General features: G+C 49.7%; 22 protein-coding genes and 1 tRNA gene. 14 read left to right on the top strand and 9 right to left on the bottom strand.

Annotation, left to right across the window (positions count from 1 at the left end):
• Positions 1 to 30: 30 nt before the first annotated feature.
• Both DYH27_RS13375 and DYH27_RS04780 read right to left on the bottom strand, forming a co-directional pair.
• Positions 31 to 204, bottom strand: coding sequence for a hypothetical protein (locus DYH27_RS13375; RefSeq protein WP_169447813.1), 174 nt, complete (start codon positions 202 to 204; stop codon positions 31 to 33).
• Between the two features lie 730 nt (positions 205 to 934).
• The gene (locus tag DYH27_RS04780) at positions 935 to 1,993 is read right to left on the bottom strand and encodes a glycerate kinase family protein (protein ID WP_004353343.1); all 1,059 of its coding nucleotides are present in this window, start codon (positions 1,991 to 1,993) and stop codon (positions 935 to 937) included.
• 93 nt (positions 1,994 to 2,086) lie between these two features.
• Here DYH27_RS04780 and sppA point away from each other — a divergent pair, with 93 nt between their 5' ends.
• From sppA to DYH27_RS04825, 7 genes are all read left to right on the top strand, one after another.
• Entirely contained in the window at positions 2,087 to 3,865 is a 1,779-nt protein-coding gene (gene sppA / locus DYH27_RS04785; RefSeq protein ID WP_004353350.1) for a signal peptide peptidase SppA, read from the top strand.
• A 6-nt stretch (positions 3,866 to 3,871) separates the two neighbouring features.
• Positions 3,872 to 5,050 carry a tetraacyldisaccharide 4'-kinase gene (lpxK, locus tag DYH27_RS04790; RefSeq protein ID WP_004353387.1) on the top strand — a complete coding sequence of 393 codons (1,179 nt, stop codon included), beginning with the start codon at positions 3,872 to 3,874 and terminating at the stop codon, positions 5,048 to 5,050.
• Positions 4,935 to 5,744, top strand: coding sequence for a purine-nucleoside phosphorylase (locus tag DYH27_RS04795; protein WP_081457106.1), 810 nt, complete (start codon positions 4,935 to 4,937; stop codon positions 5,742 to 5,744). The genes lpxK and DYH27_RS04795 overlap by 116 nt, the downstream gene beginning before the upstream one ends.
• A 147-nt stretch (positions 5,745 to 5,891) precedes the next feature.
• Positions 5,892 to 7,001, top strand: coding sequence for a thiamine-phosphate kinase (locus tag DYH27_RS04800; protein ID WP_025067424.1), 1,110 nt, complete (start codon positions 5,892 to 5,894; stop codon positions 6,999 to 7,001).
• 131 nt (positions 7,002 to 7,132) lie between these two features.
• Positions 7,133 to 7,205, top strand: a tRNA-Phe gene (locus DYH27_RS04805).
• Positions 7,206 to 8,222: 1,017 nt separating this feature from the next.
• A complete protein-coding gene (gene trxA / locus DYH27_RS04820) occupies positions 8,223 to 8,744 on the top strand; it encodes a thioredoxin (protein ID WP_025067422.1) in 522 nt (173 codons plus the stop codon).
• An 18-nt stretch (positions 8,745 to 8,762) separates the two neighbouring features.
• Positions 8,763 to 9,143, top strand: a complete 381-nt coding sequence (locus DYH27_RS04825) for a MarR family transcriptional regulator (protein ID WP_025067421.1) — start codon at positions 8,763 to 8,765, stop codon at positions 9,141 to 9,143.
• A gap of 104 nt (positions 9,144 to 9,247) precedes the next feature.
• On the opposite strand, the gene DYH27_RS04830 is transcribed toward DYH27_RS04825, so the two are convergent.
• The 3 genes from DYH27_RS04830 to DYH27_RS04840 are packed head-to-tail and all read right to left on the bottom strand — an operon-like array spanning position 9,248 to position 11,115.
• Complete coding sequence (locus DYH27_RS04830) at positions 9,248 to 9,820, bottom strand: UpxY family transcription antiterminator (protein WP_025067420.1); 573 nt, start codon at positions 9,818 to 9,820, stop codon at positions 9,248 to 9,250.
• A gap of 27 nt (positions 9,821 to 9,847) precedes the next feature.
• Positions 9,848 to 10,423: an anthranilate synthase component II gene (locus DYH27_RS04835; protein WP_025067419.1), complete on the bottom strand. Its 576-nt coding sequence runs from the start codon at positions 10,421 to 10,423 to the stop codon at positions 9,848 to 9,850.
• A 26-nt stretch (positions 10,424 to 10,449) separates the two neighbouring features.
• Complete coding sequence (locus DYH27_RS04840) at positions 10,450 to 11,115, bottom strand: phosphoribosylanthranilate isomerase (protein WP_025067418.1); 666 nt, start codon at positions 11,113 to 11,115, stop codon at positions 10,450 to 10,452.
• 276 nt (positions 11,116 to 11,391) lie between these two features.
• On the opposite strand from DYH27_RS04840, the gene DYH27_RS13655 reads away from it, so the two are divergent.
• Positions 11,392 to 11,520, top strand: coding sequence for a hypothetical protein (locus tag DYH27_RS13655; RefSeq protein WP_004353378.1), 129 nt, complete (start codon positions 11,392 to 11,394; stop codon positions 11,518 to 11,520).
• Positions 11,521 to 11,527: 7 nt separating this feature from the next.
• A complete protein-coding gene (gene rpe, locus DYH27_RS04845) occupies positions 11,528 to 12,202 on the top strand; it encodes a ribulose-phosphate 3-epimerase (protein ID WP_025067417.1) in 675 nt (224 codons plus the stop codon).
• On the opposite strand, the gene DYH27_RS04850 is transcribed toward rpe, so the two are convergent.
• From DYH27_RS04850 to kdsA, 3 genes are all read right to left on the bottom strand, one after another.
• Positions 12,197 to 13,543, bottom strand: a complete 1,347-nt coding sequence (locus DYH27_RS04850; RefSeq protein WP_029216387.1) for a phospholipase D-like domain-containing protein — start codon at positions 13,541 to 13,543, stop codon at positions 12,197 to 12,199. The two genes, rpe and DYH27_RS04850, sit on opposite strands and share 6 nt — an antisense overlap.
• 91 nt (positions 13,544 to 13,634) lie before the next feature.
• Positions 13,635 to 14,606, bottom strand: a complete 972-nt coding sequence (locus DYH27_RS04855; RefSeq protein WP_025067416.1) for a KpsF/GutQ family sugar-phosphate isomerase — start codon at positions 14,604 to 14,606, stop codon at positions 13,635 to 13,637.
• Positions 14,603 to 15,361, bottom strand: a complete 759-nt coding sequence (gene kdsA / locus DYH27_RS04860; protein ID WP_029216388.1) for a 3-deoxy-8-phosphooctulonate synthase — start codon at positions 15,359 to 15,361, stop codon at positions 14,603 to 14,605. Before kdsA ends, DYH27_RS04855 begins: the two co-directional genes overlap by 4 nt.
• 267 nt (positions 15,362 to 15,628) lie before the next feature.
• Here kdsA and DYH27_RS04865 point away from each other — a divergent pair, with 267 nt between their 5' ends.
• Entirely contained in the window at positions 15,629 to 16,180 is a 552-nt protein-coding gene (locus tag DYH27_RS04865; RefSeq protein WP_004353370.1) for an outer membrane beta-barrel protein, read from the top strand.
• Positions 16,181 to 16,735: 555 nt separating this feature from the next.
• Here DYH27_RS04865 and DYH27_RS04870 read toward each other — a convergent pair.
• A complete protein-coding gene (locus tag DYH27_RS04870; protein WP_029216389.1) occupies positions 16,736 to 19,099 on the bottom strand; it encodes a mechanosensitive ion channel family protein in 2,364 nt (787 codons plus the stop codon).
• A 284-nt stretch (positions 19,100 to 19,383) separates the two neighbouring features.
• On the opposite strand from DYH27_RS04870, the gene DYH27_RS04875 reads away from it, so the two are divergent.
• The 4 genes from DYH27_RS04875 to infC all read left to right on the top strand — a co-directional run bounded on the left by DYH27_RS04875 (position 19,384) and on the right by infC (position 23,123).
• Positions 19,384 to 20,274, top strand: coding sequence for an ATPase (locus DYH27_RS04875; protein ID WP_025067415.1), 891 nt, complete (start codon positions 19,384 to 19,386; stop codon positions 20,272 to 20,274).
• A gap of 40 nt (positions 20,275 to 20,314) precedes the next feature.
• Positions 20,315 to 21,679, top strand: coding sequence for an MATE family efflux transporter (locus tag DYH27_RS04880; protein WP_029216390.1), 1,365 nt, complete (start codon positions 20,315 to 20,317; stop codon positions 21,677 to 21,679).
• Positions 21,676 to 22,239 (top strand): helix-turn-helix domain-containing protein, encoded by a 564-nt coding sequence (locus DYH27_RS04885; protein ID WP_004353402.1) that lies wholly within the window; start codon positions 21,676 to 21,678, stop codon positions 22,237 to 22,239. Before DYH27_RS04880 ends, DYH27_RS04885 begins: the two co-directional genes overlap by 4 nt.
• 203 nt (positions 22,240 to 22,442) lie before the next feature.
• Positions 22,443 to 23,123, top strand: a complete 681-nt coding sequence (gene infC, locus DYH27_RS04890) for a translation initiation factor IF-3 (protein WP_004353392.1) — start codon at positions 22,443 to 22,445, stop codon at positions 23,121 to 23,123.
• The last annotated feature ends 77 nt before the right edge of the window (positions 23,124 to 23,200 follow it).

Genomic DNA, 23,200 nt, shown 5'->3' on the forward strand with positions numbered 1-23,200 from the left:
TTCTTTACTCTTTACTGCATCTGAAATCTATCAGCCTTCGATATCGTCATCGTCGTCCCCATCTTCATCAGTAGGTGGAACTACATGGGGTTTGAAGTCCGTATCAGGACTACCAGTCAGCAGATAACTGTCACTGTCGATGTAGAGGGACGAGGCGGATGGTTTTAGGTAAATTTTCCGTTCGCTTAGTTTTTCTTTCTTCATACTGTGTTATTTTTATATTGTTTAAAAATGTTATGTGGAAGGTTAGGAATGTTCTTCGTTTCAAGACACGACGGACCGATACCGGTTTCCCCGACATTTGTCAGTAGCTAAAAACATCTTTGCATCTAATAATCTTACGATTCCTCCGTTCATTGTAGTTTCATTGTAGTATTGTAAAAATAGGATCTTTCCTATTTCTCCTTTTCCGCAGAAAACGAAATAGTACAAAAAAGCAAAGAAAACCTTGGACAGTCCTTTGCCTGCAACATCAGCGCGACATAGTTCATGCGCGCATAAAGGAAAATAAGAAATCGAAATCGGAAATAGGCCTAGCCTAAGAGAGAGAGAGAGAGAGAGAGAGAGAGAGAGAGAGTACAAAATTATTTGGAACTACCAAATAATTACATATTTTTTTCGTTTTTTTTTCTGCAAAGAAGTCCATACTGATACAGCAACATTTACACCTGTTACATAAGGTGAAAAACTGCACATTATCAATATAGTTCTCTGCTTTCTTCACTTGCAATCTCCTTAATACAGGTGCAAAGATAACAAAATCATTTAAAAACAAAAAATATGAGGGGGTAAAATCACTTTTGCCAAAGGAAAACTGTTTTGATTTCTATCTTGATACATATATGAGATTCTTTTTTACAGGAATGGGTACGGTAATCCTTCCGTTCCCACTTCCTGATTATATTGTCGGATATTAATGAAATAAGTGACGGATTTAAGGCAGGTCCTCCTCCGCCAACGCCTTACGAATATTCTCCTTTGCCACGGCCGGCCTCATTGCTTCCTCAAGCGGCATGCCTAACGGTGTTATACATTTCACATAGGTGAAACCGGCATGCAGCAAAGCCTCCGCACCAGACACTCTCCCTGCTATCAGCATCACAGGTACACGTTTCCGGATGCCGTATTCCAGCACTCTGCCAGAAATCTTCCCCATCAACGTCTGTTCATCAGCACTCCCCTCTCCTGTTACAATCAGGTCCGCCCCATCGACAATCTTGTCAAATCCGGCCGTCTCTAAGAGAATGTCAGCTCCAGACTTTGCTTTCGCATCCATGAATTGCAGGAAAGCATACCCCAGCCCACCTGCCGCACCGGCACCACGATCCCATGAACAGTCATGGCCCAGATGAGCCGCTGCCATACGAGCAAAAGTACGTGCCCGACGCTCCAGGCTGGCTGCCATCTGGGGTGTTGCCCCTTTCTGGGGAGCGAACACGGCAGCTGCGCCCTGTTCACCCAAGAGGGGATTATCAACATCCGATGCCAGCGTGATATCCAGATTCTGCGGAAGTCTGTCGTGCCATCCTGCTCCAAAGGCATCCTTCAAAGCTGCCAGCATTCCCAGTCCACAATCGCAGGTAGCCGATCCTCCGAGTCCAACGACAAACCTTCTGAACCCTCTCCGGAAGGCATCAGCGAACAGTTCGCCGACTCCGTAAGTCGTAGTATGCAGAGGATTCAGTTCCTGTTTTCTAAGAAGACTGATACCACAGGCTGAGGCAGTCTCGAGAATCACAGTGCCGTCTGCACTCACTCCATAGGCTGCCCTGATGGGGCGCATGAGTGCATCGTGGCAGCCAACTGTAATTTCCTTACAGTCCAAAAGCTGCGAAAAGACTCCCAGCATACCGTCGCCCCCATCCGTGACAGGAATCCTGACGACCTCGGTATCCCTCCAATGCTCCCGGACTCCTGCCTCAGCAGCAGCCTCAGCTTCCACAGAAGAAAGACATCCCTTAAAGCTATCAATTGCTAAAACGACACGCTTCATAACAACCGCAAAGATATTAAGAAATCTTGAATTATTTGGAATTTACATCTATTATATATATCTTTGCAAGATGAACAGTAATTAGATGCCTTTATGAAACAGTTTTTCAAATTCGTTTTTGCTTCGTTCGTGGGAATGCTTCTCTTCAGCATTGTCATGGCTTTCTTTGCACTCATCACCGTCGCAGGTATGATTGCATCGCAGGATGCAACCAAAGAGCCAGAAGCAAATTCGGTGCTCGTACTGAATCTTTCAGGACAGCTGACAGAGCGGGGCGAAGACAACATCATCAGCCAGCTGCAAGGCAGTACGACAGGCAGCATCGGTCTTGACAACCTGCTCGAAGGTATCCATAAGGCAAAGAAGAACGGCAACATCAAAGGTATATACATTGAGGCAGGGGCTTTCGCAGCCGATTCATACGCCTCGATGCAGGCTCTGCGCAATGCCCTGCTTGACTTCAAGAAGAGTGGAAAGTGGATCATTGCATACGGAGACACCTATACACAGGGAACATACTATCTGGCATCTGCCGCAGACAAGGTCTACCTGAACCCACAGGGACAGATAGACTGGCATGGACTGGCCTCCCAGCCTGTCTTCATAAAGGACCTGCTGGCAAAGGTCGGCGTAAAGATGCAGGTTGTGAAAGTGGGTGCCTACAAGAGTGCTCCGGAAATGTTCACGGGCGACAGAATGAGCGATGCCAACCGGGAACAGACCGCTGCCTACCTGAACAGTATCTGGGGAAACATAACCAAGGAAGTCGGTGCAAGCAGGCAGCTGTCCGTCGTACAGCTGAACGCATACGCCGACAGCATGATAACCTTTGCAGCACCGGCAGATTACGTGAAGATGAAGCTCGTTGACGGACTTGTCTACACAGACCAGATGAAAGATTTGGTAAAGAAGCAGTTAGGCCTCCCATCCGACAAAGACATCCCACAGGTTTCGGTCACTGATTTGAAGAATATCGAAGATGAGAGTCAGAAAGAAGATGACAATCAGATTGCCATCTACTATGCCTATGGCGACATTGTCGACGGGGCGGCCGGCGGTATGTTCGCACAGGGTCACAAGATTGACGCACAGACCGTATGCAAGGACTTGGAGGCACTGGGAAAAGACAAGGACGTAAAGGCGGTTGTACTGCGAATCAATTCGGGCGGCGGTTCTGCTTATGCCTCTGAACAGATCTGGCATCAGATCATGAAACTGAAAAAACTGAAACCGGTTGTCGTAAGCATGGGCGGCATGGCGGCATCGGGAGGATATTATATGTCAGCCCCGGCTAACTGGATTGTAGCAGAACCAACAACGATTACCGGGTCAATCGGCATCTTCGGGATGTTCCCTGATGCCAGTGGTCTGTTTGCAGAAAAATTAGGAGTAAAGTTTGACGAGGTGAAAACCAACCGGCATTCAGACTTCGGAACACAGGCACGCCCGTTCACAGAAGAGGAGATGGCCTTTCTCGGCCAATATGTCGACCGGGGGTACAGACTCTTCCGCCACCGTGTGGCAGAAGGACGCAGAATGACTGACGAACAGGTTGAGAAGATAGCGCAAGGACATGTCTTTACCGGACAGGATGCACGGAAAATCGGACTCGTCGACCAGCTTGGCGGACTGGATGTAGCCCTCATGAAAGCTGCCAAGCTGGCCAAGCTGTCCGGTTACAGCACTTGTTCTTACCCGGAAGAGCCAGGCATCATCGAGCAGCTGTTAGAGCAGACAAAGCCAGACAACTACCTCAGCGAACAGCTGAGAGCCAACTTAGGCGACTATTATGAGCCGTTCTCCCTGTTGAAGACGCTCGGCCGCCAGAGTGCCATTCAGGCACGCCTGCCTTATTTCCCCAACATCCACTAACCGAGAATGGAAGGAGACCATATCAAGATAAACAGATGGCTGTTACCTTTCAGCTGGCTTTATGGCCTTGCCGTAATCATCCGTAATGAGCTGTTTGAGCTGAATATTCTCAAGACCCGACGGTTTGACATCCCGGTCATTTCTGTCGGCAATATTACCGTGGGGGGGGCTGGAAAGACTCCTCACGTGGAATATCTTATACGGCTGCTGAAGGACAAGATGAAAGTGGCAGTGCTTTCACGTGGATATAAGCGCAAGAGCCGTGGCTACGTACTGGCCGGCAACAACACGCCCATGCGTGAAATCGGTGACGAACCTTACCAGATGAAGATAAAATTCCCGGATATCCGGGTAGCTGTAGACAAAAAACGGTGCGAGGGAATAGACCGTCTGACAACTGATGAGGAAACAAAAGACACAGATGTCATCCTTCTGGATGATGCCTTTCAGCACCGGTATGTACAGCCGGGCATCAATATTCTTCTGGTCGACTATCACCGGCTCATCATCTACGACAAACTTCTTCCAGCAGGAAGACTGCGCGAGCCGCTGTCAGGCAAGCATCGCGCCGACATCGTCATCATCACGAAATGTCCTGACACTCTCAACCCGATAGACTACCGCGTATTGAGCAAGGCAATGGAACTCTATCCTTTCCAGCAGCTTTATTTCACGAAATTGGAATATTGCCCACTTGAGCCGATCTTCCATAAAGGACTGTCCATACCGCTGACAGAGATAAGAGGAAAGAACGTTCTTCTGCTCACGGGCATAGCATCTCCCAGGCAACTGGAAACAGATATCAATGCCTATACGGGCAACAACGCACTGACCATGCTTTCGTTTCCCGACCATCATTCATTCACTCAGAAGGACATCAGGCGCATCAATGAGGCTTTTGCCGGCATGGAAGCACCCAGAATGATTATCACTACCGAGAAAGACCAGGCACGTCTTATGGGTATTGAAACTCTATCGGACGACGTTAAAGACAACATCTATGCCCTCCCGATCAAAGTAAGATTCATGCTTGACAAGGAGGAAACATTCAACAAAAAAATAATATCCTATGTACGAAAAAATTCAAGAAACAGCATCTTGGTTAAAAGAGAGGATGAGCACAAGACCAAAGACGGCAATCATTCTGGGAACAGGCCTCGGACAATTAGCTTCAGAGATAACTGACAGCTACGAATTCTCTTATCACGACATACCCAACTTTCCAGTCTCGACAGTAGAGGGACATGCCGGGAAACTGATTTTCGGCAAACTCGGCGGCAAGGACATCATGGCCATGGAAGGACGTTTCCATTTCTATGAAGGATATGGGATGAAAGAAGTTACCTTTCCTATTAGGGTGATGTACGAACTGGGCATCGAGACGCTGTTCGTTTCCAATGCCTCCGGAGGTATGAATCCAGAGTTCAGGATTGGCGACCTGATGATCATCACTGACCACATCAATATGTTCCCGGAACATCCTCTGCGCGGACGGAATTTCCCGACGGGCCCCCGCTTCCCGGATATGCACGAGGCTTACGACCACAAACTGGTTGCGCTGGCCGATGAGATAGCAAAAGAGAAGAACATCCGTGTAATGCATGGCGTTTATATGGGTGTACAAGGCCCCACATTCGAGACTCCGGCTGAATACCGTATGTATCACAAGATGGGGGCTGATGCTGTTGGCATGAGTACAGTGCCGGAAGTCATCGTGGCACGCCACTGCAATATCAAGGTCTTTGGCATCAGTGTCATCACTGACCTCGGCGGATTCGATGTGCCTGTAAAAGTCAGCCATGAAGAAGTACAGGAAGCAGCGAATGCCGCACAGCCACGCATGACAGAGATAATGCGGGAGATTATCAAACGTTCATAATATCCGTTCTGACAACATAGACACAGACACGCAGAAGATGTCTCTTTCATCAAAAAGTCTTACAACATATAAGAATTCTCTTATAGAAGACATACAGGTGGAAGGGACATATGTCTTTTGACTGAATGTCAATTAAACCGGTACTAAATGGAAATAAAGGAAATCGGCGAATTCGGTCTGATTGACCGTATCAAAAGGAATATCAAACCATCCAACAGCTCAACTGTCATGGGTATTGGCGATGATGCTGCCGTCATTCACTATACAGACAAGGAGACGCTCGTCTCCTCACAGTTATTCATGGAAGGCGTGCAATTCGACCTTACTTATATTGACATGGAACACCTTGCCTACAAAGTGGCAATGATTACGATGAGCAATATCTTTGCAATGAACGGACATCCTCGTCAGCTCACAGTTTCCTTAGGTCTGGGCAAACGGTTCAAGGTGGAAGATATAGACCGGTTCTATGCCGGGCTGAACAAAGCCTGTGCAAAATGGGAAGTTGATATCGTAGGGGGGGATATAACCTCCTCATATACCGGGCTCGCCATCAACATTACCTGCATCGGCGAGGCTGGTAAGGATGATATCGTCTATCGAAAGGGGGCAAATGAGACCGATCTTGTCTGTGTGACAGGTGATCTGGGAGCAGCCTATATGGGACTGCAGATTCTCGAACGTGAAAAGACCGTCTACTACCAGCAGGTAGAGGAATATAACAATAAGGTGAAAGAGGCACAGAGCAGAAAAGACACGAAACGGCTTGAAGCACTGCACAGGGAGCGTTCTGCCATCGATGACTTCCAGCCCGATTTTGCAGGAAAAGAATATATCATCGACCGGCAGCTGAAACCTGAAGCACGCGGTGACATTATCAACCGGCTTCGTGAAGCCGGCATACGCCCCACATCCATGACAGACATTTCAGACGGATTGGCAAGCGAACTGAAGCAAATATGCGGAATGAGCCACTGCGGATGCAGAATTTACGAAAAGAACATTCCTATTGACTACCAGACGGCAGCCACCTGCGAGGAATTCAACATGAACCTGACGACTGCTGCTTTGAACGGTGGAGAGGATTATGAGCTACTATTCACTGTCCCCATCGGAGACCATGAAAAGATAGAGAACATGGAGGGCATCAGACAGATAGGATACATCACAAAAGAATCCTTGGGTGCTTACCTCATCACCCGGGATGGCAATGAGTTTGAACTCAAGGCACAGGGATGGCCCGCGAACAAAAATTAAGACATCTGCTAAAGAATATGAACGCAAGGAAAAATATTTAGAAAAGTTTGGAGGAACAAAATAAAAGCACTACCTTTGCATCGCAATTCAGGAAGAGTGCTAACAAACACTAAAAAGTATTGCAGAAAGATGGTGCCATAGCTCAGTTGGTAGAGCAAAGGACTGAAAATCCTTGTGTCCCCGGTTCGATTCCTGGTGGTACCACTCCTCCTTTCATCAGGGCGGTTCTCGAAAGAGGCCGCTCTTTTTTCGTGTCGTTCTGTCCGGGAAACGGACAACATCCGTTCCAAAACAGGCCATAAAACAGAGACTTATAATATCCGGCAAATACCAGCATTATATATCTGCAGTTCCAGAGTCCCAGCAAGGGACAGTGCAGTCGGGTGAACATTTCCCATGTAAATCAGCCATCAGTGTCCAACTGTATATGAGGGCGTCAGGAATGAACCGGCCTCTCCTGCAGATGTGTTGAGGCCCATCACTTATGGAGTTGTCGGCAGACACCAGCCGTGTTGACGGCCCGCTCCATGCAATATATTGCCGGGACGGGATCGGCTTGTAGCTGGAGAAGAGCTGTTGCCGGCACGACTTATTGGAGCAAGAAGCTTGCTTTTCCGAAAACAATGCGGAATTGTCCGTTTAAAAGAAATTACACATGGGAAATCATACTGTTTGAGTTTTTATACAGCATTCAATAAACATAAGTGCAGGAAAGGGGAATAACATAAACTCGGGAACCAGTCAGTCCCACACGTTAAAGCCATACACTTTACACGAAAGTCGTCTACGCATTCAACGGAAGAACCCTATAATTGCAATACAAGCAATACCGGATATATGGTATATTTTCATTAATTTTACACTTTTGTGATTCACACGTTTACATCCGATAATCTGTTTCTCATACGATCCATACTTTAGAAGGGTCAAGCATTCCTTATAGAGTGTCCGACGTATCTGTGGACATACCCTATCCGCCGATTCCGTATCGACAAAGACAAGCAAATGTGCAGAACCGAGAAACAGACCATCAGTTTTTAACATTCCAAAGACTTACAAACAGTTTGGTTAACAACTGATAATTTTCCAACGGAAATTTGCGAGATAGACGAATATCAATTATCTTTGCAGTGTTTTCCACAGGAAACAACAAAGACATTATCAGCTGGATGGCATACAGTGCCCTCTGGCAAGTATAAACAGAAAAAGAAAGACTGAAGAATGAAACGTACAGCAACACTTGTGACAGCCATGATGGCATTTGCGCTGACTGCCTGTACACAAAACAACAAGCCTTCCGGAACTTTGGAAAAACAGATGGACTCGGCGCAGACAAAAGGAAAAACAGAAGTAAATAACCAAAAAGAAAAAAAAGAGAAAAAGATGAATGTAAAAGAAATGACCGTAGAGACATTCAAAAAGCAGGTGATGGATTTCGAGAAGAACCCCGACAAGTGGTCGTTCAAGGGTGACAAACCTGCCATTATAGATTTCTATGCGACATGGTGCGGGCCCTGCAAGGCCACAGCCCCTGTCCTGGAGGAAATAGCAGGTGAGTATTCCGGTAAGATTGATGTCTACAAGGTCGACGTAGACAAAGAGGCAGAATTGGCTGCTCTCTTCGGCATCCGCTCGATTCCATCATTGCTTTTCATCCCCAAGACAGGTGAACCGACGATGAATACAGGTGCGATGAACAAGCCGCAGTTTGAACAGGCTATAAAGTCTGTCTTGCTGAAGTAAGACTCCATAACAACAGTAATGGACAATCATTGCATTAACAGAATCCGTGATATTTTTCGTTCCATCATGGCTTTTGAAGGCAGTCTGCAACGGCAGCTTGGGCTGAACATCAATGAAACCATGCTGCTCTGCCTGCTTTCAGAACATGATGGACCGATGCTTGCAGGTGAAATCTCCGACAAGATGGGATTGACACGCTCAAACACTTCCAAAGTGATTGCCGCACTGGAACGTGCCTCACTTATCCGACGCCGTGCCTGCTCTCAGGACGGCCGCTGCCAACGTTTCCACATCACCAGACGCGGGATGGAAAAGCTGGAACAGCTTCACTGTGAATCCATCTGTGTGCCAGATGAACTGAAAGACATGATGCAGGTACAAGTCCATGATACCTTGTAGGAAAGAAATGGGAATCAAGACTTCCTTCTTCGAATCAAAACATCAAGAATCTGCTTATCGGCAGGTAGATAACCCTGCAGGATGCTGTATGCGGAGGAATAATACTATCTTTTTTTCTCAACCGGAACACAGCACCATCGAGACACTTTGAGCATGACGCTCAGCCCGGGGACTTCTTTCAGAAGATAATACTTCTTGCTCGAGCGGACCAGCCGTCCACTCAACCCTTTCAGCGGACCGAACCGCACATAGACTTCGTCTCCCGCTTTCATTCGTGCTTCCTCAGACGAAAGGAACTTGCGCATGGTAATCTCCGGATTACACATCAGGCGGAACTCATACATCTGTCCATGAGGAATAAGCGCATACTCCTGCGAGTCCTTAGATTTCCTCAGAACGCTTATCTTATAGTTTGCAGTCTGGATAATCTTTCTGAACAGCTTCTCGTCAGCCAACTGCTTTACAAAGATAAGATTACGGACAACAGGACGCAATACCTGACGTGGCCTTCCGTTATGCCCCTCAATATCAATATACTTTTCAGGGATGAAGCATTCCAGCCCTTGTTCCCTGAAGAAAGTCCTGACATCCTCTAGCCGGAGCGTAAAGAGTCTCACCGCATACCAGGAAGCTCCGTCGTCTACAATTTCTTCTGTATATCTTGCTGCCTCTGCCATTGTATCTGCAAAAATAATAAATATATGTCAGATATGTAGCCAGTTTTCCATAATTCTTTTCCCATCCGGTGTCAAGACACTTTCAGGATGAAACTGTATGCCGTGGATGTCATAGGTTCTGTGATGCAATGCCATAATCAGCCCCTCGTCACTCTCTGCCGTTATCTCAAGGCAGTCGGGCATGCTTTCCCGTTCTACAACCCAGCTGTGGTATCTTCCCACAGGAAACTGTCGTGGCAGACCGGCGAACAATGGTGTGTCGGCAACCTGTGTCACCTTTGCAGAAACACCGTGGAACACATCGGACAGATTCAGCAGTCTGGCACCGAATACCTCTCCGATGGCCTGATGTCCCAGGCAAACTCCTAAGATAGGCCTTATACCGGCATAACGGCGGATTACATCCAGCAGCAATCCCGCCTCTGACGGAATACCGGGTCCAGGACTCAAAACAATACGGTCGAACGCCATCAGGTCCATGAGGTCGAACCGGTCATTGCGGAGAACCGTCACATCCGCTCCCAGTTCCTTGATCATATGGACGAGATTATAAGTAAAAGAGTCGTAGTTGTCAACGACTGCACATTTCGTTCTCATTGGCATTATTGACGCATTTGAAAGTACTCAGGTTATCTCAGTTTGTCGAGAAAAACCTTCAGCCGGGTTGTGTCTTTAAAGGCTGGAGCCGTCTCGAACTCTTCGTTCAGGTCGATGCCGTAGAACCGGGGATGTGAAAAAGACTTCAGTCTATCTGTATTCTTCGTCCCAATCGCTCCGCCCAGAAAGAAAGGAACATCTCCTCTGTATGCTTCCAGCAAGGTCCAGTCATCCATTCCCGCCTGCAGGTCAAAGAGAAAGTAGTCCACGCTATCAGCAAAATCCTTATATAATTCCATATCTTCACGGCATGTAACCGCAATACGTTTCATAATCCGTATCCCGGCATGGATGTCCGGGTCGAGGGTGCGGCGCAGGTTGTCTATCATAACGGTACTCTCTTCTCCGTCAAGCTGGACGATGTCAAGCCCATAGTTGACAACGCGCATAACAATGTTCTGCGGCATATCATCGGCAAAGACACCGCATAGCAGATATTTCTTCGTCTGACCACACCTGCCATTCGAAAGAATGGGAGACAGACTGCCGTAATCGGGTATAATGCCGGAATATGACGGAATCTGGCTGACATAACGTTCGCTTCCAGGGCGAAAATCAAGTCCTATCCAGTCTGCACCAGTCTCCAAAACATCGTGAATATTACGGGCTTCACGCATACCACATACTTTTATGATCATGATGATGTAAAATGCTCAAATGGTTTCACGCTGCAAAATTACATAAAAAACCTGAATTAAACCTCTGTACAGTCAGGAGAACCGCTTTCTTTCCCAAACGGATTAACGGATTTCCAAAGGACGACAACAGAAGCAATCAGACGGGCATTCCTGTCGAACCAAAAGACAGGACAGCAGTGGTCACATGAAAATATTATTGTAAACGGATATAATAATATCATTTCCCCAACGTTTAGAAGACATAAGTAACTCTCAACAAAACTTTTCAATCAGCCTATGATAAGATCATTTACCTCTGAAGAGCTGAAGCCGTCTGAAAAGACACTTCACATCATCCGGCAGATAGCCTACACCTATCGTGTCATCAGAATCAACGGTAAAATGCAGTCTCTTTGCCTGAACTAAGAACAATATGGAAACAATCGTATCACCCTCACTGCTCTCTGCCGACTTTCTCCATTTGGACAAGGAAGTTGAGATGATCAACGAGAGCGAGGCAGACTGGCTGCACATGGATGTCATGGACGGTGTATTCGTCCCCAACATTTCTTTCGGTTTCCCTGTTATCAAGGCCGTCGGCAAAGCCTGCCGCAAGCCGATGGACGTACATCTGATGATTGTACATCCAGAGAACTACATCCAGCAGACAGCCGATGCAGGAGCCGCCATCATGAATGTACACTATGAGGCGTGTGTCCACCTGCACCGGACGCTCCAGGCTATCCGTGCAGCAGGCATGAAAGCCGGCGTGACGCTGAACCCGTCAACACCTGTAAATGTCCTTGAAGACATTATCGGGGACATTGACATTGTCCAGCTCATGAGTGTGAATCCTGGGTTCGGCGGACAGAAGTTCATCGAGCACAGCATCCGGAAAGTGCAGCGGCTCCGCCAGCTCATTGAGCGCGAGAGCAGCCGGGCACTCATCGAAGTAGATGGCGGCGTGCAGGCAGAAACGGCTCCCCGGCTTGTCGATGCCGGCGTAGACATCCTGGTCAGCGGCAGTTATGTCTTCAAGGCCGATGACCCCAAAGCTGCTATCCATGCGCTGAAAGGACTGAGGAAAACGTCGTCGGACCGTTCATAGGAACGGTGAAAGCAGGTGGGCGAACCATCCGCGGAGACGCTGCCAGGGCGTACGCCATTGTCTCCATCTTGCTTCCGTGAGTCTGAAGCAGTCTTTCTTCTGTGCCTCGAACAGCTCGTCCAGCTCATGCGTGGTGCAGGCATCAAGGATTACGGCGTTCTCCTCGCGGTCCCACCGCAGGCTTCTCGCATTGAGATTGGCCGACCCCACCGTACAGAACTGGCCGTCTACCATGATGATTTTCGTGTGGTGAAAGCCCGGTTCATACATCCAGACCGTGCAGCCGTCTTTCATCAGCCGGTGTGCATTGTAGAATCCACAGTCGGGCGTCAGAGGGATGTCGCTCTTCACACTTAGCAGTATTTCCACTTTCACCCCCCGCTTTACCGCATTGCGAAGTGCTTTCTTCAATGCGTGGCTCAGCGTGAAGTAGGGGTTGATGAGCTTTATACTGTCCTTTGCATCGTTGATGGCACTGAGATAGAAATAACGGATGATATCTTTCGTGACGTGTGGTTCACGGTTGATGATACCCACCATCTTCTTCCCCGCACTCCTGCAAGTGTCCGGTTTCAGTCCTTTTATGTAGTCTGCACCGGTTATGCCCCGATAGTACTTTGCACCATGCACGTTCTTTCCGGAGGCAAGCAGCCACATCCGCAGAAAGATCTTCTGAAGTGTGTTGACCTCGTCACCCTCGATCCGACAGTGCATATCGTGCCACGACCCTACCACCTTCGTACCTTTTATATAATAGTCGGCCACATTCATGCCGCCCGTGTAGGCGATCTTCCCGTCGATGATGACGATCTTGCGGTGGTCACGGTTGAAGAGGTCGTGCAGCCATGGGAACTCCATCGGCTTGAACTCATAGATTTCAATGCCCTTTTCACGGATTGCCTTCAGATGCCGTTTCTTCATCGGACGGTTGTTGCTTGCATTGCCGAAACCGTCGAAGACGGCCCTCACTTCAACGCCTTCCTTTGCCTTTGCGGCCAGATGGCGTATCAGTTCCTCGTTGATGGAGTCGTTGCGGAAGTTGAAGTATTCCAGGTGAATGCTCGAGCGTGCCTGGTCAATTGCCTTGAACAGGTCGTCGAACTTCTCCTGTCCGGTCGTCAGCAGGGTGACGGAATTGTCATGAGAAAAACTCACCCCTTTCCTGCGGAGCTGATTGACGAGCAGGGAGTCAGCTCTTGTTTCCGAAGATGTATGTTCCCCCGGAACAGTCACCCTCACATTGCTTTGCGCTGAAAGCAGGAGGGGGAAAGACAGGCAATATAACGCCATCACGGTTGTGATGGCGTTTCTTTTTTTATGATTCACGATTATCACTCTCATTTTTCTTCAATGGCAGACAACAGCCTTGCAGGTGCCGGATGCCTTGTCTGTCATGTGTCAATATCACTGTCAGGACGGATGAAGCCTGTTCCTACAGCATACAGCTGTAATGGTCGACGACACCCAGCAGATGCCTCTCCGCATCGCATACCAATACGGTATGAATCTTGTTCTGGTGCATGATCCGCTGGATTTCCGTTATCTTAGTCGCCGGCAGAACCATCTTCGGTTCTCTCGTCATGATGTCGCTCACGGTATGGTCGAAGAACTCCGCCTGCCATCGCTCCATCGCACGGCGGATGTCGCCGTCGGTTATCAGCCCGACGACTTTTCCGTCAGAGAGCGAAACGCCCAGTCCCAGCTTTCCTTTACTGACATGGATGATTGCCTCGCCCAGATGCATCTTCTCCGGAATGATGGGCAGGTCGTCCGAACGCATCACATCCTGCGCCGTTGTCAACAGACGTTTGCCCAGCTCACCACCCGGATGGAACTGTGCGAAGTCCTGTGGTTTAAAATCCCTGACACGCATCAGTGCGACCGCCAGCGCATCGCCCATGACAAGCGCAGCGGTCGTCGAACTCGTCGGGGCAAGGTTCAGCGGACAGGCCTCCTTCTCCACCCACACCTTCAGGTGGGCTGTGGAGTATTTCGCCAGCAGCGATTGCGGGTTGGCACTCATGCCGATGATGGGAATGTCCATGTGGAGTACCATCGGGATGAAACGGAGCAGCTCGTCTGTCTGGCCGGAATTGGAAAGGGCAAGGACAACATCGTCCTTCGTCATCACTCCCAGGTCACCATGATAGACATCCAACGGATTGACAAAAAATGCAGGTGTGCCGGTAGAAGAAAGCGTCGCCGCAATCTTGGCACCGATGTTCCCGCTCTTCCCCACTCCGGTGACGATGACCTTCCCCGTACAGTGATACATAAGGCTCACCGCCCTGTCAAAGTTCTCGTCCAGCTGGTTGATCAGGTTGAACGCAGCATCCGTTTCCTCCTTGATGCACTGTATGGCATACGCCCTCACCTGTGTCAGTCTTTGTTCTGCTTCCATCATATCAGCTTCCCGATTAATCCGTCCAGTTTGTCCAGTTCAAGCATATTGGCCGCATCCGACAGACCGGCGTCCGGGTCGGGGTGTACCTCAAAGAAATATCCTGTCGCACCGAAGGCCTTGGCTGCCAACGCCATGGAAGGCACGAACCTGCGGTCGCCGACGGTCTTCCCGTCTCCTGCGCTCGGACGCTGCACACTGTGCGTACAGTCCATGATGACACGTGGGACAATCTCCTTCATGTCAGGGATGTTGCGGAAGTCGACTACAAGATTGTTGTAGCCGAAGCTGTTGCCGCGTTCCGTGAGCCATACCTCTCCGGCCCCGCTTTCCATGCACTTCTGTACAGGATAGCGCATATCGCGCCCGCTGAGGAACTGCGCTTTCTTTATGTTGACCGTCTTCCCCGTCCTGGCAGCAGCTACAAGCAAGTCGGTCTGCCGGCAGAGGAAAGCGGGAATCTGAATGACATCCACGACCCTGCCCACGGCCTCTGCCTGGCAGCTCTCGTGTATATCCGTCAGTAGGCGCAGCCCGTATTTCTCCTTGACGGCCTGCAGCATGGCAAGTCCTTTTTCGAGTCCAGGACCGCGAAAGGAGTGCAGGCTCGTCCGGTTCGCCTTGTCAAAGCTCGCCTTGAAGATAATGTCTATCGCATATTTCCTGTTCAGCCGCACGAGTTCAGCCGCAACAGTGTCAAGCAGTTCCGGAGTCTCGATGACACAGGGACCTGCAATGAAAATTGGTTTATCCATCATATACTTGAAATCTACAGCTCCTGTTTCGCAGCCAGCATCGAGTTTCTGCCTTCAGGAGCAATGCAAAGTTATATATAATAAGGTGAACCGGCAAGAGTTTAACGTTCATTTACATCCTTGATGCAAAACTTATGGATAAAATTTGGTGGTTTAACCTAAAAGTCTTTACTTTGCAGCCAGATAAAGAAACTTCCTTGATTGTTTTGACGGTCAGAAGTTCCATTAAGAAAGATAATATTCAGTATTAACAATTAAAAGTTTTCTATTATGAAAAAGGTTTTAATGACACTTGCAGTTGCATTCATCGCAGTTGCAGCAAACGCACAGGTTTACGTAGGTGGCAATGTCGGCATCGGTTCTTCTAAGAGCGGTGATGCTGATGCAGTCACAACTTACAAGGTCCTCCCGGAAATCGGCTACAACATCAACCAGAACTGGGCCATCGGTACAACCGCAGGATGGGGCAAGGGCAATCCTGTCAACATCGAGGGTGAAACCCAGAACTATTTCACGGTAGAGCCTTACGTTCGTTACACTTTTGTACGCAGCAAGTACATCAATGCTTTCGTTGATGGCGGCTTCGGTTATACTCATGTCAACCATGCCCATGGCGCAGCTGCTTCCGTAAACGCATGGTCAGTAGGTGTAAAACCGGGTATCTCTGTAAACCTCAGTCCGAAGGTAAGCTTCGTAGCACACGTAGGTTTCGCCGGCTGGAAGTCTGCTAAGGCTGATGTTGATGGAGCTAAGTCAAGCGATGCCTGGGGTGTAGACCTCGACGGCAACAACGTTACATTCGGTGTCTACTACAACTTCTAAAGAGCACTGTTCTGAACAAACTTAATATTTATAGAAGAGGGATGCGTCACTTAGACAGCGCATCCCTCTTTTTCTTTTTCAGTCCTCCGGGGGCTTCGGCCTTCATGCTGTCGTCCGATACATTTTGTCTGGACGAGCAGCCGGAAGAAGATCAATAATGTATATTTCCCCGGCAAGATTGTAAAATTAACGGAAACACATACCCTTCCTTCACTACAGAGTGATGCCATCCTAAGCATCCGCCGAGGAGGAAAGGCATCGGACAAGTCTGACGGGAATCTGCCGCATTTGCAAACCGCTCACAGACAGGCAGGTAACACGTCCGTGCGAGAAGGTGCTTAGTTGCATCGCAAACAGGCCTCAACAGGCTTGCAAGTAAGCACTGTTTGGAACGCAATCAGGCGTTAGTAAGAACCCAGGAAACGGCCTGTCACGATTCCGGTGTCTGTTTTCCGTTCGGGGAAAGCTCCTGCAACAGGATATGACAGGATGTTTCCCGTCCAGAATGTAAAGTTATTTTCCAATCCGGACATTCCTCCCTGATGTGGCTTTTGATCAGTCTCCCTGCTGATGCCTGAGTGTGATTTCACGCTGCGGGAATGGAATCTCGATGCCGTTTCTGTTCAGGGTATCATAGATACATTCCATGATGACACTGTCGTCGGTTCCCTGTGTAAGCACATTCACCCATACAAGAATCTTCAACGTGATACAGCTGTCATCGAAGCTCTTGAGCAGTACATTGACCGGTTTCTTCTCGTAAGTGATTCCCAGAGCCGTAATGGCATCGATGAGCAGGGCTTTTACTTCCTTGATGTTGCTGCCGTATGCCACGCCCACTTCCAGGATGTCCAGTTCGTAGCCATGGTTCTTCGTCATGTTCTTGTAGTTCTTGGTGAAGAGCTGGGAGTTCTGGAAGGCGATGATCGAACCGTCGAGCGCCTCAATCAAGGTTGAAGTATAGCTGATGGAACTGACACGTCCCCGCACGCCTTCGCAGATGATGTAGTCGCCGATCTTGATGCGTCCCGTCATGAGAGAGATGCCGTAATAGATGTTCTCGAGAATATCTTTCATGGCAAAACCAATACCCGTCGACAGACCGCCCGTCACGACAACCAGCCATGTGTTGCTGATTTTGAAGACACTGAGGGTCGTCAGCAGCCATGCCCCCCAGACGACTACCTGCAGGACATTGATGTACATTGTTCCCCGGGCTGCCGCCGTGGAGGGGTCACTTCTCTGGAGGTACAGCTTGATGGCATCCCGGACTGTCTGGTTCAGGTAGTTGAAGACGAACCACAGAATGGTTACCAGGGCTATCGAGTAAATGCTGATTCTGAACTTGTCGGAATTGATGAAGTCTGTCCGGAACAGTTTCCAGGTCAGGTCGCTGAGGTTGAAGACGTCAGTAGCCCAGTAGACAGCGAGGATGAACGATATGACCAATGCAGTCGGGATGAGGACGGCATCGACGAAACGGATGAGCCATATTCTGCCGACAGGCATGTTCTTTACCGGATGTCTCTTCTTGTACTGGTCCAGATAATCGTGGAAGAAAGCGATTGTCAGTATGCAAGCCAGCTGCATTGACCACCAGATGATGCCCTGCACCGCCAGCATCGTGTAGCCGATCCATGAACTTACAAGGGAGAACATGAATACGAACAGCGAGAAGTAGGCCAGATTGAGGTCGTAACGCGGAACCAGTCCGTGATATTTGCAGATCATCCTTGTCTGCCACAGCGCATTGACAAGCAGCAAGGGCGGAAACAGCAGCGTCACGATGGAGCCGGGCAGCATGACGATGCGGAAAGTGATGACCGTGAAAGCCACGACGATTAGCGGATAGTAAATGCGATAGGTGTTATGTGTCTGCGACCCGTCCACACGCAGGAGCAGGGAGGCGAAGATGACGGCCAGCATCCAGGTGTATTCCAGGAGCAGGCTGCAGGCCATGTGGACGAAGTTGGAAGGCGACAGCAGACGGATGATGACCAGGATGATGCTGAATGTGACGACGGAGGCGAGCATGATGATGCAGGTGCGTTTGGCAAGGAAGGCATGGCTTTTCTGCTCGAAACGGTCGGTCTTCATCACCTTCGTGACCAGAAAACGGATGCTCATGTAATTGATGAAGATGGCAATCAGGCCGTATACGAGTATCATGCTGAAGAGCGTGATGATCCATCTCACATCCCACTGCGACCTCACGACGCTCTGCGGCGTGTATTTCTCGGAGAGCGAGGAGTTCATGTGGCTGATACGGTAGGGTGCCGTCTTGAGAAACTTTATATAGTTGTCACTCCCGTTTGCGAAAATGCTTGCCTGGATTTCCTCGTATCTCTGCTGTGCGTAAGTATCGAGCGCCTGCAGCTGATGACGGTTGTATTCATAGTACTGGATGTATTCCTGATAGGAATCGTTGCGCTCTTTCAGCATACGACGGATGCTTACGGCAAGGGTAAGACAGACATTGCGGTCGGTCTTCATCCGTGCGGTAAGTCCGAAGGTGTACATCGTGCTGAGCACGTTGATGAGCGAATCATAGCGTGCAATCTCCTCATTGCTCTCCGTGATGAGGTCGTGGAACGGGCGGGTACGGTTCTGGAAGTCCTTCCACAGCTCCGTTGCCTGCTGGCATGCGTAGGTGAGGTCGAAGATGTTGTCGGCTTTCTGAGAATAGAGCATCAGTGACACCTGTGCCGACTTGTCGCCGATTTCCTTCAGCTGGTTCATCACCTGCTCGTTCACGTACTTCGACTTGTTGAGCTGTTTCGTCTGTTCAAGATGCTGCGTGATCAGTTCGTGCCGAAGCACGGAGAGAGAATTCTTCAGCGAATCTTCCTGCAGGACGGCACGTGCCGGAAGCGTGAGGAGGAGCAGCGAAAGGGTGATAAAGAATAGCTTTCTGCACATATCTGTTTTATTGAGAAGATGACTCTTGCAGGTCAAGGTGTTCTGCATGGACAGTTTACGAATATCCATACAGTCCCGTCCGGCCGACGGACTGCCAGGGAACACGCCCCGGCATCCGGGCCACGGTCACCTCATTCCTGGTTTCTTAATGCGTACAAAGGTACGGAAAGTTTGTCGTTTAGAATTGAAAAAGAGAGGAAAGGTAGAGCCGCAAACGGTTTTTATGGCCTGACAAGGCCTGTAAACGAATAAAAATGTGTAAGTTTGCACGAAAAAAGAAAAATATGATATTGATTGCAGACAGTGGCGGATCCAAGACAGACTGGGCATTGGCCGGACGGACGAACGATAACAACAGGTGCGTCCTGAAGGTCCGTACACAGGGACTGAATCCGTTTCACCAGCCGAAGCATGTCATTCTGAAGATACTGGAAGAAGAACTGAAACCGGCACTGCAAAGAGCTGTAAATCAGGACAGGACCTTCCGGGGAGAAACAGACACGGACGGGAGGGTATCGCAGATTGCTTTTTATGGGGCTGGCTGCACGGAAAGCCTTGCACCTATTGTCAGCGAGGCACTTGCAGCAGCCTTCCCCACAGCAGAAGTCATGGTTGACAGAGACCTGCTGGGTGCAGCCCATGCCGTATGCGGCAGTGAAGCGGGTATCGCCTGCATTCTGGGAACAGGTGCCAACAGCTGTCTGTATGACGGCGGACGGATTGTGGCGAATGTGCCCCCCCTGGGGTATGTCCTGGGCGACGAAGGCAGCGGGGCGGTATTGGGCAGGCTGTTCCTCAACGGCATCTTCAAAGGCGATCTCCCGGCAGAGCTGCGTGAGAAATATCTGTCGTGGAGCGGTCTGACCTATGCCGGAATCATAGACAGCGTCTATCGGCAGCCGCTGGCCAACCGCTTTCTGGCCGGTATAGCAAAGTTTGTAAAGGACAATCTGCAATACACTGATTTAGAACGTCTGGTAAGCCGGAACTTTGATGATTTCTTTCAGAAGAATGTCATGAAGTATTCCGCTTCTCCCATCCGTGCGGTATCTGCCGTGGGAGGCATTGCCGCCGCCTTCGAACAGCAGTTGAGGGAGAGTGCCCGACGGTTTGACTATGAGGTGGGAAAGATAATTGCCGCCCCCATAGACGGCCTGATAGAATACTACACGTAGCAGATTTGCATAGAGAAAAGACAGAAGGTAAAAGAAGACAATGCACGGACATACAGACAACTATACTTTCCTGACACAAGGTCCGATACACCGTGTGATCATCACCATGGCAATACCGACCATCATCTCGATGCTGGTGACGGGACTGTACAATCTTGCGGACACATTCTTTGTCGGCAAGATTGATACACAGGCGACGGCAGCAGTAGGAATCGTCTTCTCCATGATGTTCTTCGTGCAGGCCATGGGGTTCTTTTTCGGTCATGGGTCTGGGAATTATATCTCACGTGAGCTGGGCGCACGCCGGCATGGCAATGCGGTCAAGATGGCTTCGACGGGGTTCTTCAGTTCGTTCTTCTTCGGACTGGCAATCCTTGTCCTGGGCGAAATCTTCCTCACGCCGCTCTCTGTGATGCTCGGGAGCACGCCTACCATCCTCCCTTATACGGAGGACTATATGCGCATCATTCTCCTTGGCGCGCCCTTCTTGACCTCCTCCCTTACGCTGAACAACCAGATGCGTCTGCAGGGAAATGCCAACCTCGCCATGTATGGAATCGTGACCGGAGCCGTACTGAATGTCCTGCTCGACCCGTTCCTCATCTTCACCTGTAGAATGGGGGTCAGCGGAGCTGCCTGGGCTACGGTCATCGGACAGGCAGTATCATTTGCCATACTCTTCCTGATGACACGACGAGGAGAAAACATAGCCATCCATTTCCGTAACTTCTCACCTTCCCGGCAGGCTTACAAAGAAATCTTCTATGGAGGAAGTCCGTCGCTCATGCGGCAGGGGCTGGCCTGTGTGGCGACAATGTCGCTGAATGTCGCTGCCGGCGTGTATGGCGATTCTGCCATTGCGGCAATGAGCATTGTGGGGCGCATCGCCATGCTGTCTTTTGCCGCCGTCATCGGTCTGGGGCAGGGATTCCAGCCAGTCTGCGGCTTCTGTTATGGTGCCGGACTGTATGACAGGCTGAAAGAAGCTTATAAGTTCACCGTAGCCATCGGAACAGCCTTCCTGATAATCCTTGCCGTTGTCGGCTGGATTATCAGCGGGTCGCTCATCGGAGTCTTCCGTGACGACCCGGAGGTGATAGCCGTCGGCTCCGTAGCACTGCGCTGGCAACTATGCACCTTCCCTCTCAATGCGTTTATCCTCGCAAGCAATATGCTTGCACAGACCTGCCGCAAGCCCTGGAGGGCAAACACGCTGGCAGCTGCCCGGCAGGGCCTGTTCTTTATTCCGCTCATCTTTCTACTCCCCTCTTGCTACGGACTGACGGGGGTAGAGATGTGTCAGGCGGTCAGTGACGTGTGTTCGTTTGCGCTGACGCTGCCCATCATCATCTATACTTTCCGCGAGTTCACGCGTGAGGCTGCCGAAAGAAAGGAGGCAGCATGAACACCTTGCATATAAAGAACATGGTCTGTGACCGCTGCAAGATGGCTGTCAGGCAGACACTGCAGCACGTGGGGCTTCATGCCCTGAAGGTTGATTTAGGTGAGGTTACCCTTGAGGAGAGTCCGTCGCCCGACCAGCTGGCAGCGCTCCGTGAAGAGCTGGAACAGATCGGCTTCAAGCTCCTTGATGATCGGCGGCAGCAGACGGTAGACCTTGTCAAGTCGGCACTCATCAAGCGGGTTCTTTATCAGAAAGAGACTCCAGTGACAACGATCAGCGATTATCTCTCGCAGGAGCTGCACCAGGACTACAGCGCACTGTCCAAGCTCTTCTCGGAGACTGAGGGTAAAAGCATAGAACGCTATTTCATAGAACTGCGCATTGAACGGGTGAAAGAGCTTATCTGCTATGATGAGCTGACCCTCACGCAGATAGCCCTGCGTATGCATTATTCTTCCGTAGCCTATCTTTCCAGTCAGTTCAAATCGGTAACAGGGCTGACACCGTCGCAGTTCAAGGCCGCCGAAGGCAACCGCCGCAAGGCACTGGACAGACTTTAGAAATGGCCGGAAGGGGTCTGGAAGCCATACGGGGCAGCAAAAACTTCAACGCATCGGCTTCTTCCGCCATCTCTCCGACTTTCCTGATTTACCGGACATTTTCGATGACAACAAATAAAAATATGAATGAAATCCTTGGCAAATCAGAGATTAAATGGTAACTTTGCACTCGTTTAGCAAAATCAGACATTTAAAATAGTTGGATGAAGAATGACAGAATGAAATTCAAGTACCGCGTGAACGAGCAGATTCGCGTTCGGGAAGTACGTGTGGTAAGCGACAACGGGGCCGAAGTGATGCCTACAAGGAAGGCGTTGGATCTGGCTCATAAAGAAGGAGTTGACCTTGTGGAGATTTCTCCTAACGCACAGCCACCGGTTTGTCGTATCATCGACTATTCCAAGTTCCTCTACCAGCAGAAGAAGCATCAGAAGGAATTGAAACAGAAGCAGGTAAAGCAGGAAGTAAAGGAGATACGCTTTGGTCCGCAGACTGACGAGCACGACTACAACTTCAAGCTCAAGCATGCACAGGAGTTCCTCAATGCAGGCAACAAGGTGCGTGCATACGTCTTCTTCCGTGGCCGTTCCATTCTCTTCAAGGAACAGGGCGAAGTGCTGCTGCTTCGCTTTGCCAATGACCTTGAGGAACTTGCAAAGGTTGAGCAGCTGCCGAAGCTCGAAGGCAAGAAGATGTTTCTCTATCTTGCCCCGAAGAAGGCCGGTGTCGCCAAGAAGAGCCAGCAGAAACGTGACCGTGAGGAGGCAGAGGCCGGTGCAAAGAATGCCGTCGAGGCTGCTCCCGAGGAGAAAAAAGCAGAGGGAGGATTGTTCGCCAATGCAAAGAACGGTGCTGATGCGCTGAAGAAACTGAATATTGACTAATGCTCATCGAGACTCCATCCGGCAGGAGGGAGCGAAATGGGCGGCCTGTGCGTAACGTCCTGGTATATACGTTGCCA

Source organism: Prevotella denticola (assembly GCF_900454835.1).
In the GTDB taxonomy this organism is placed as follows: domain Bacteria; phylum Bacteroidota; class Bacteroidia; order Bacteroidales; family Bacteroidaceae; genus Prevotella; species Prevotella denticola.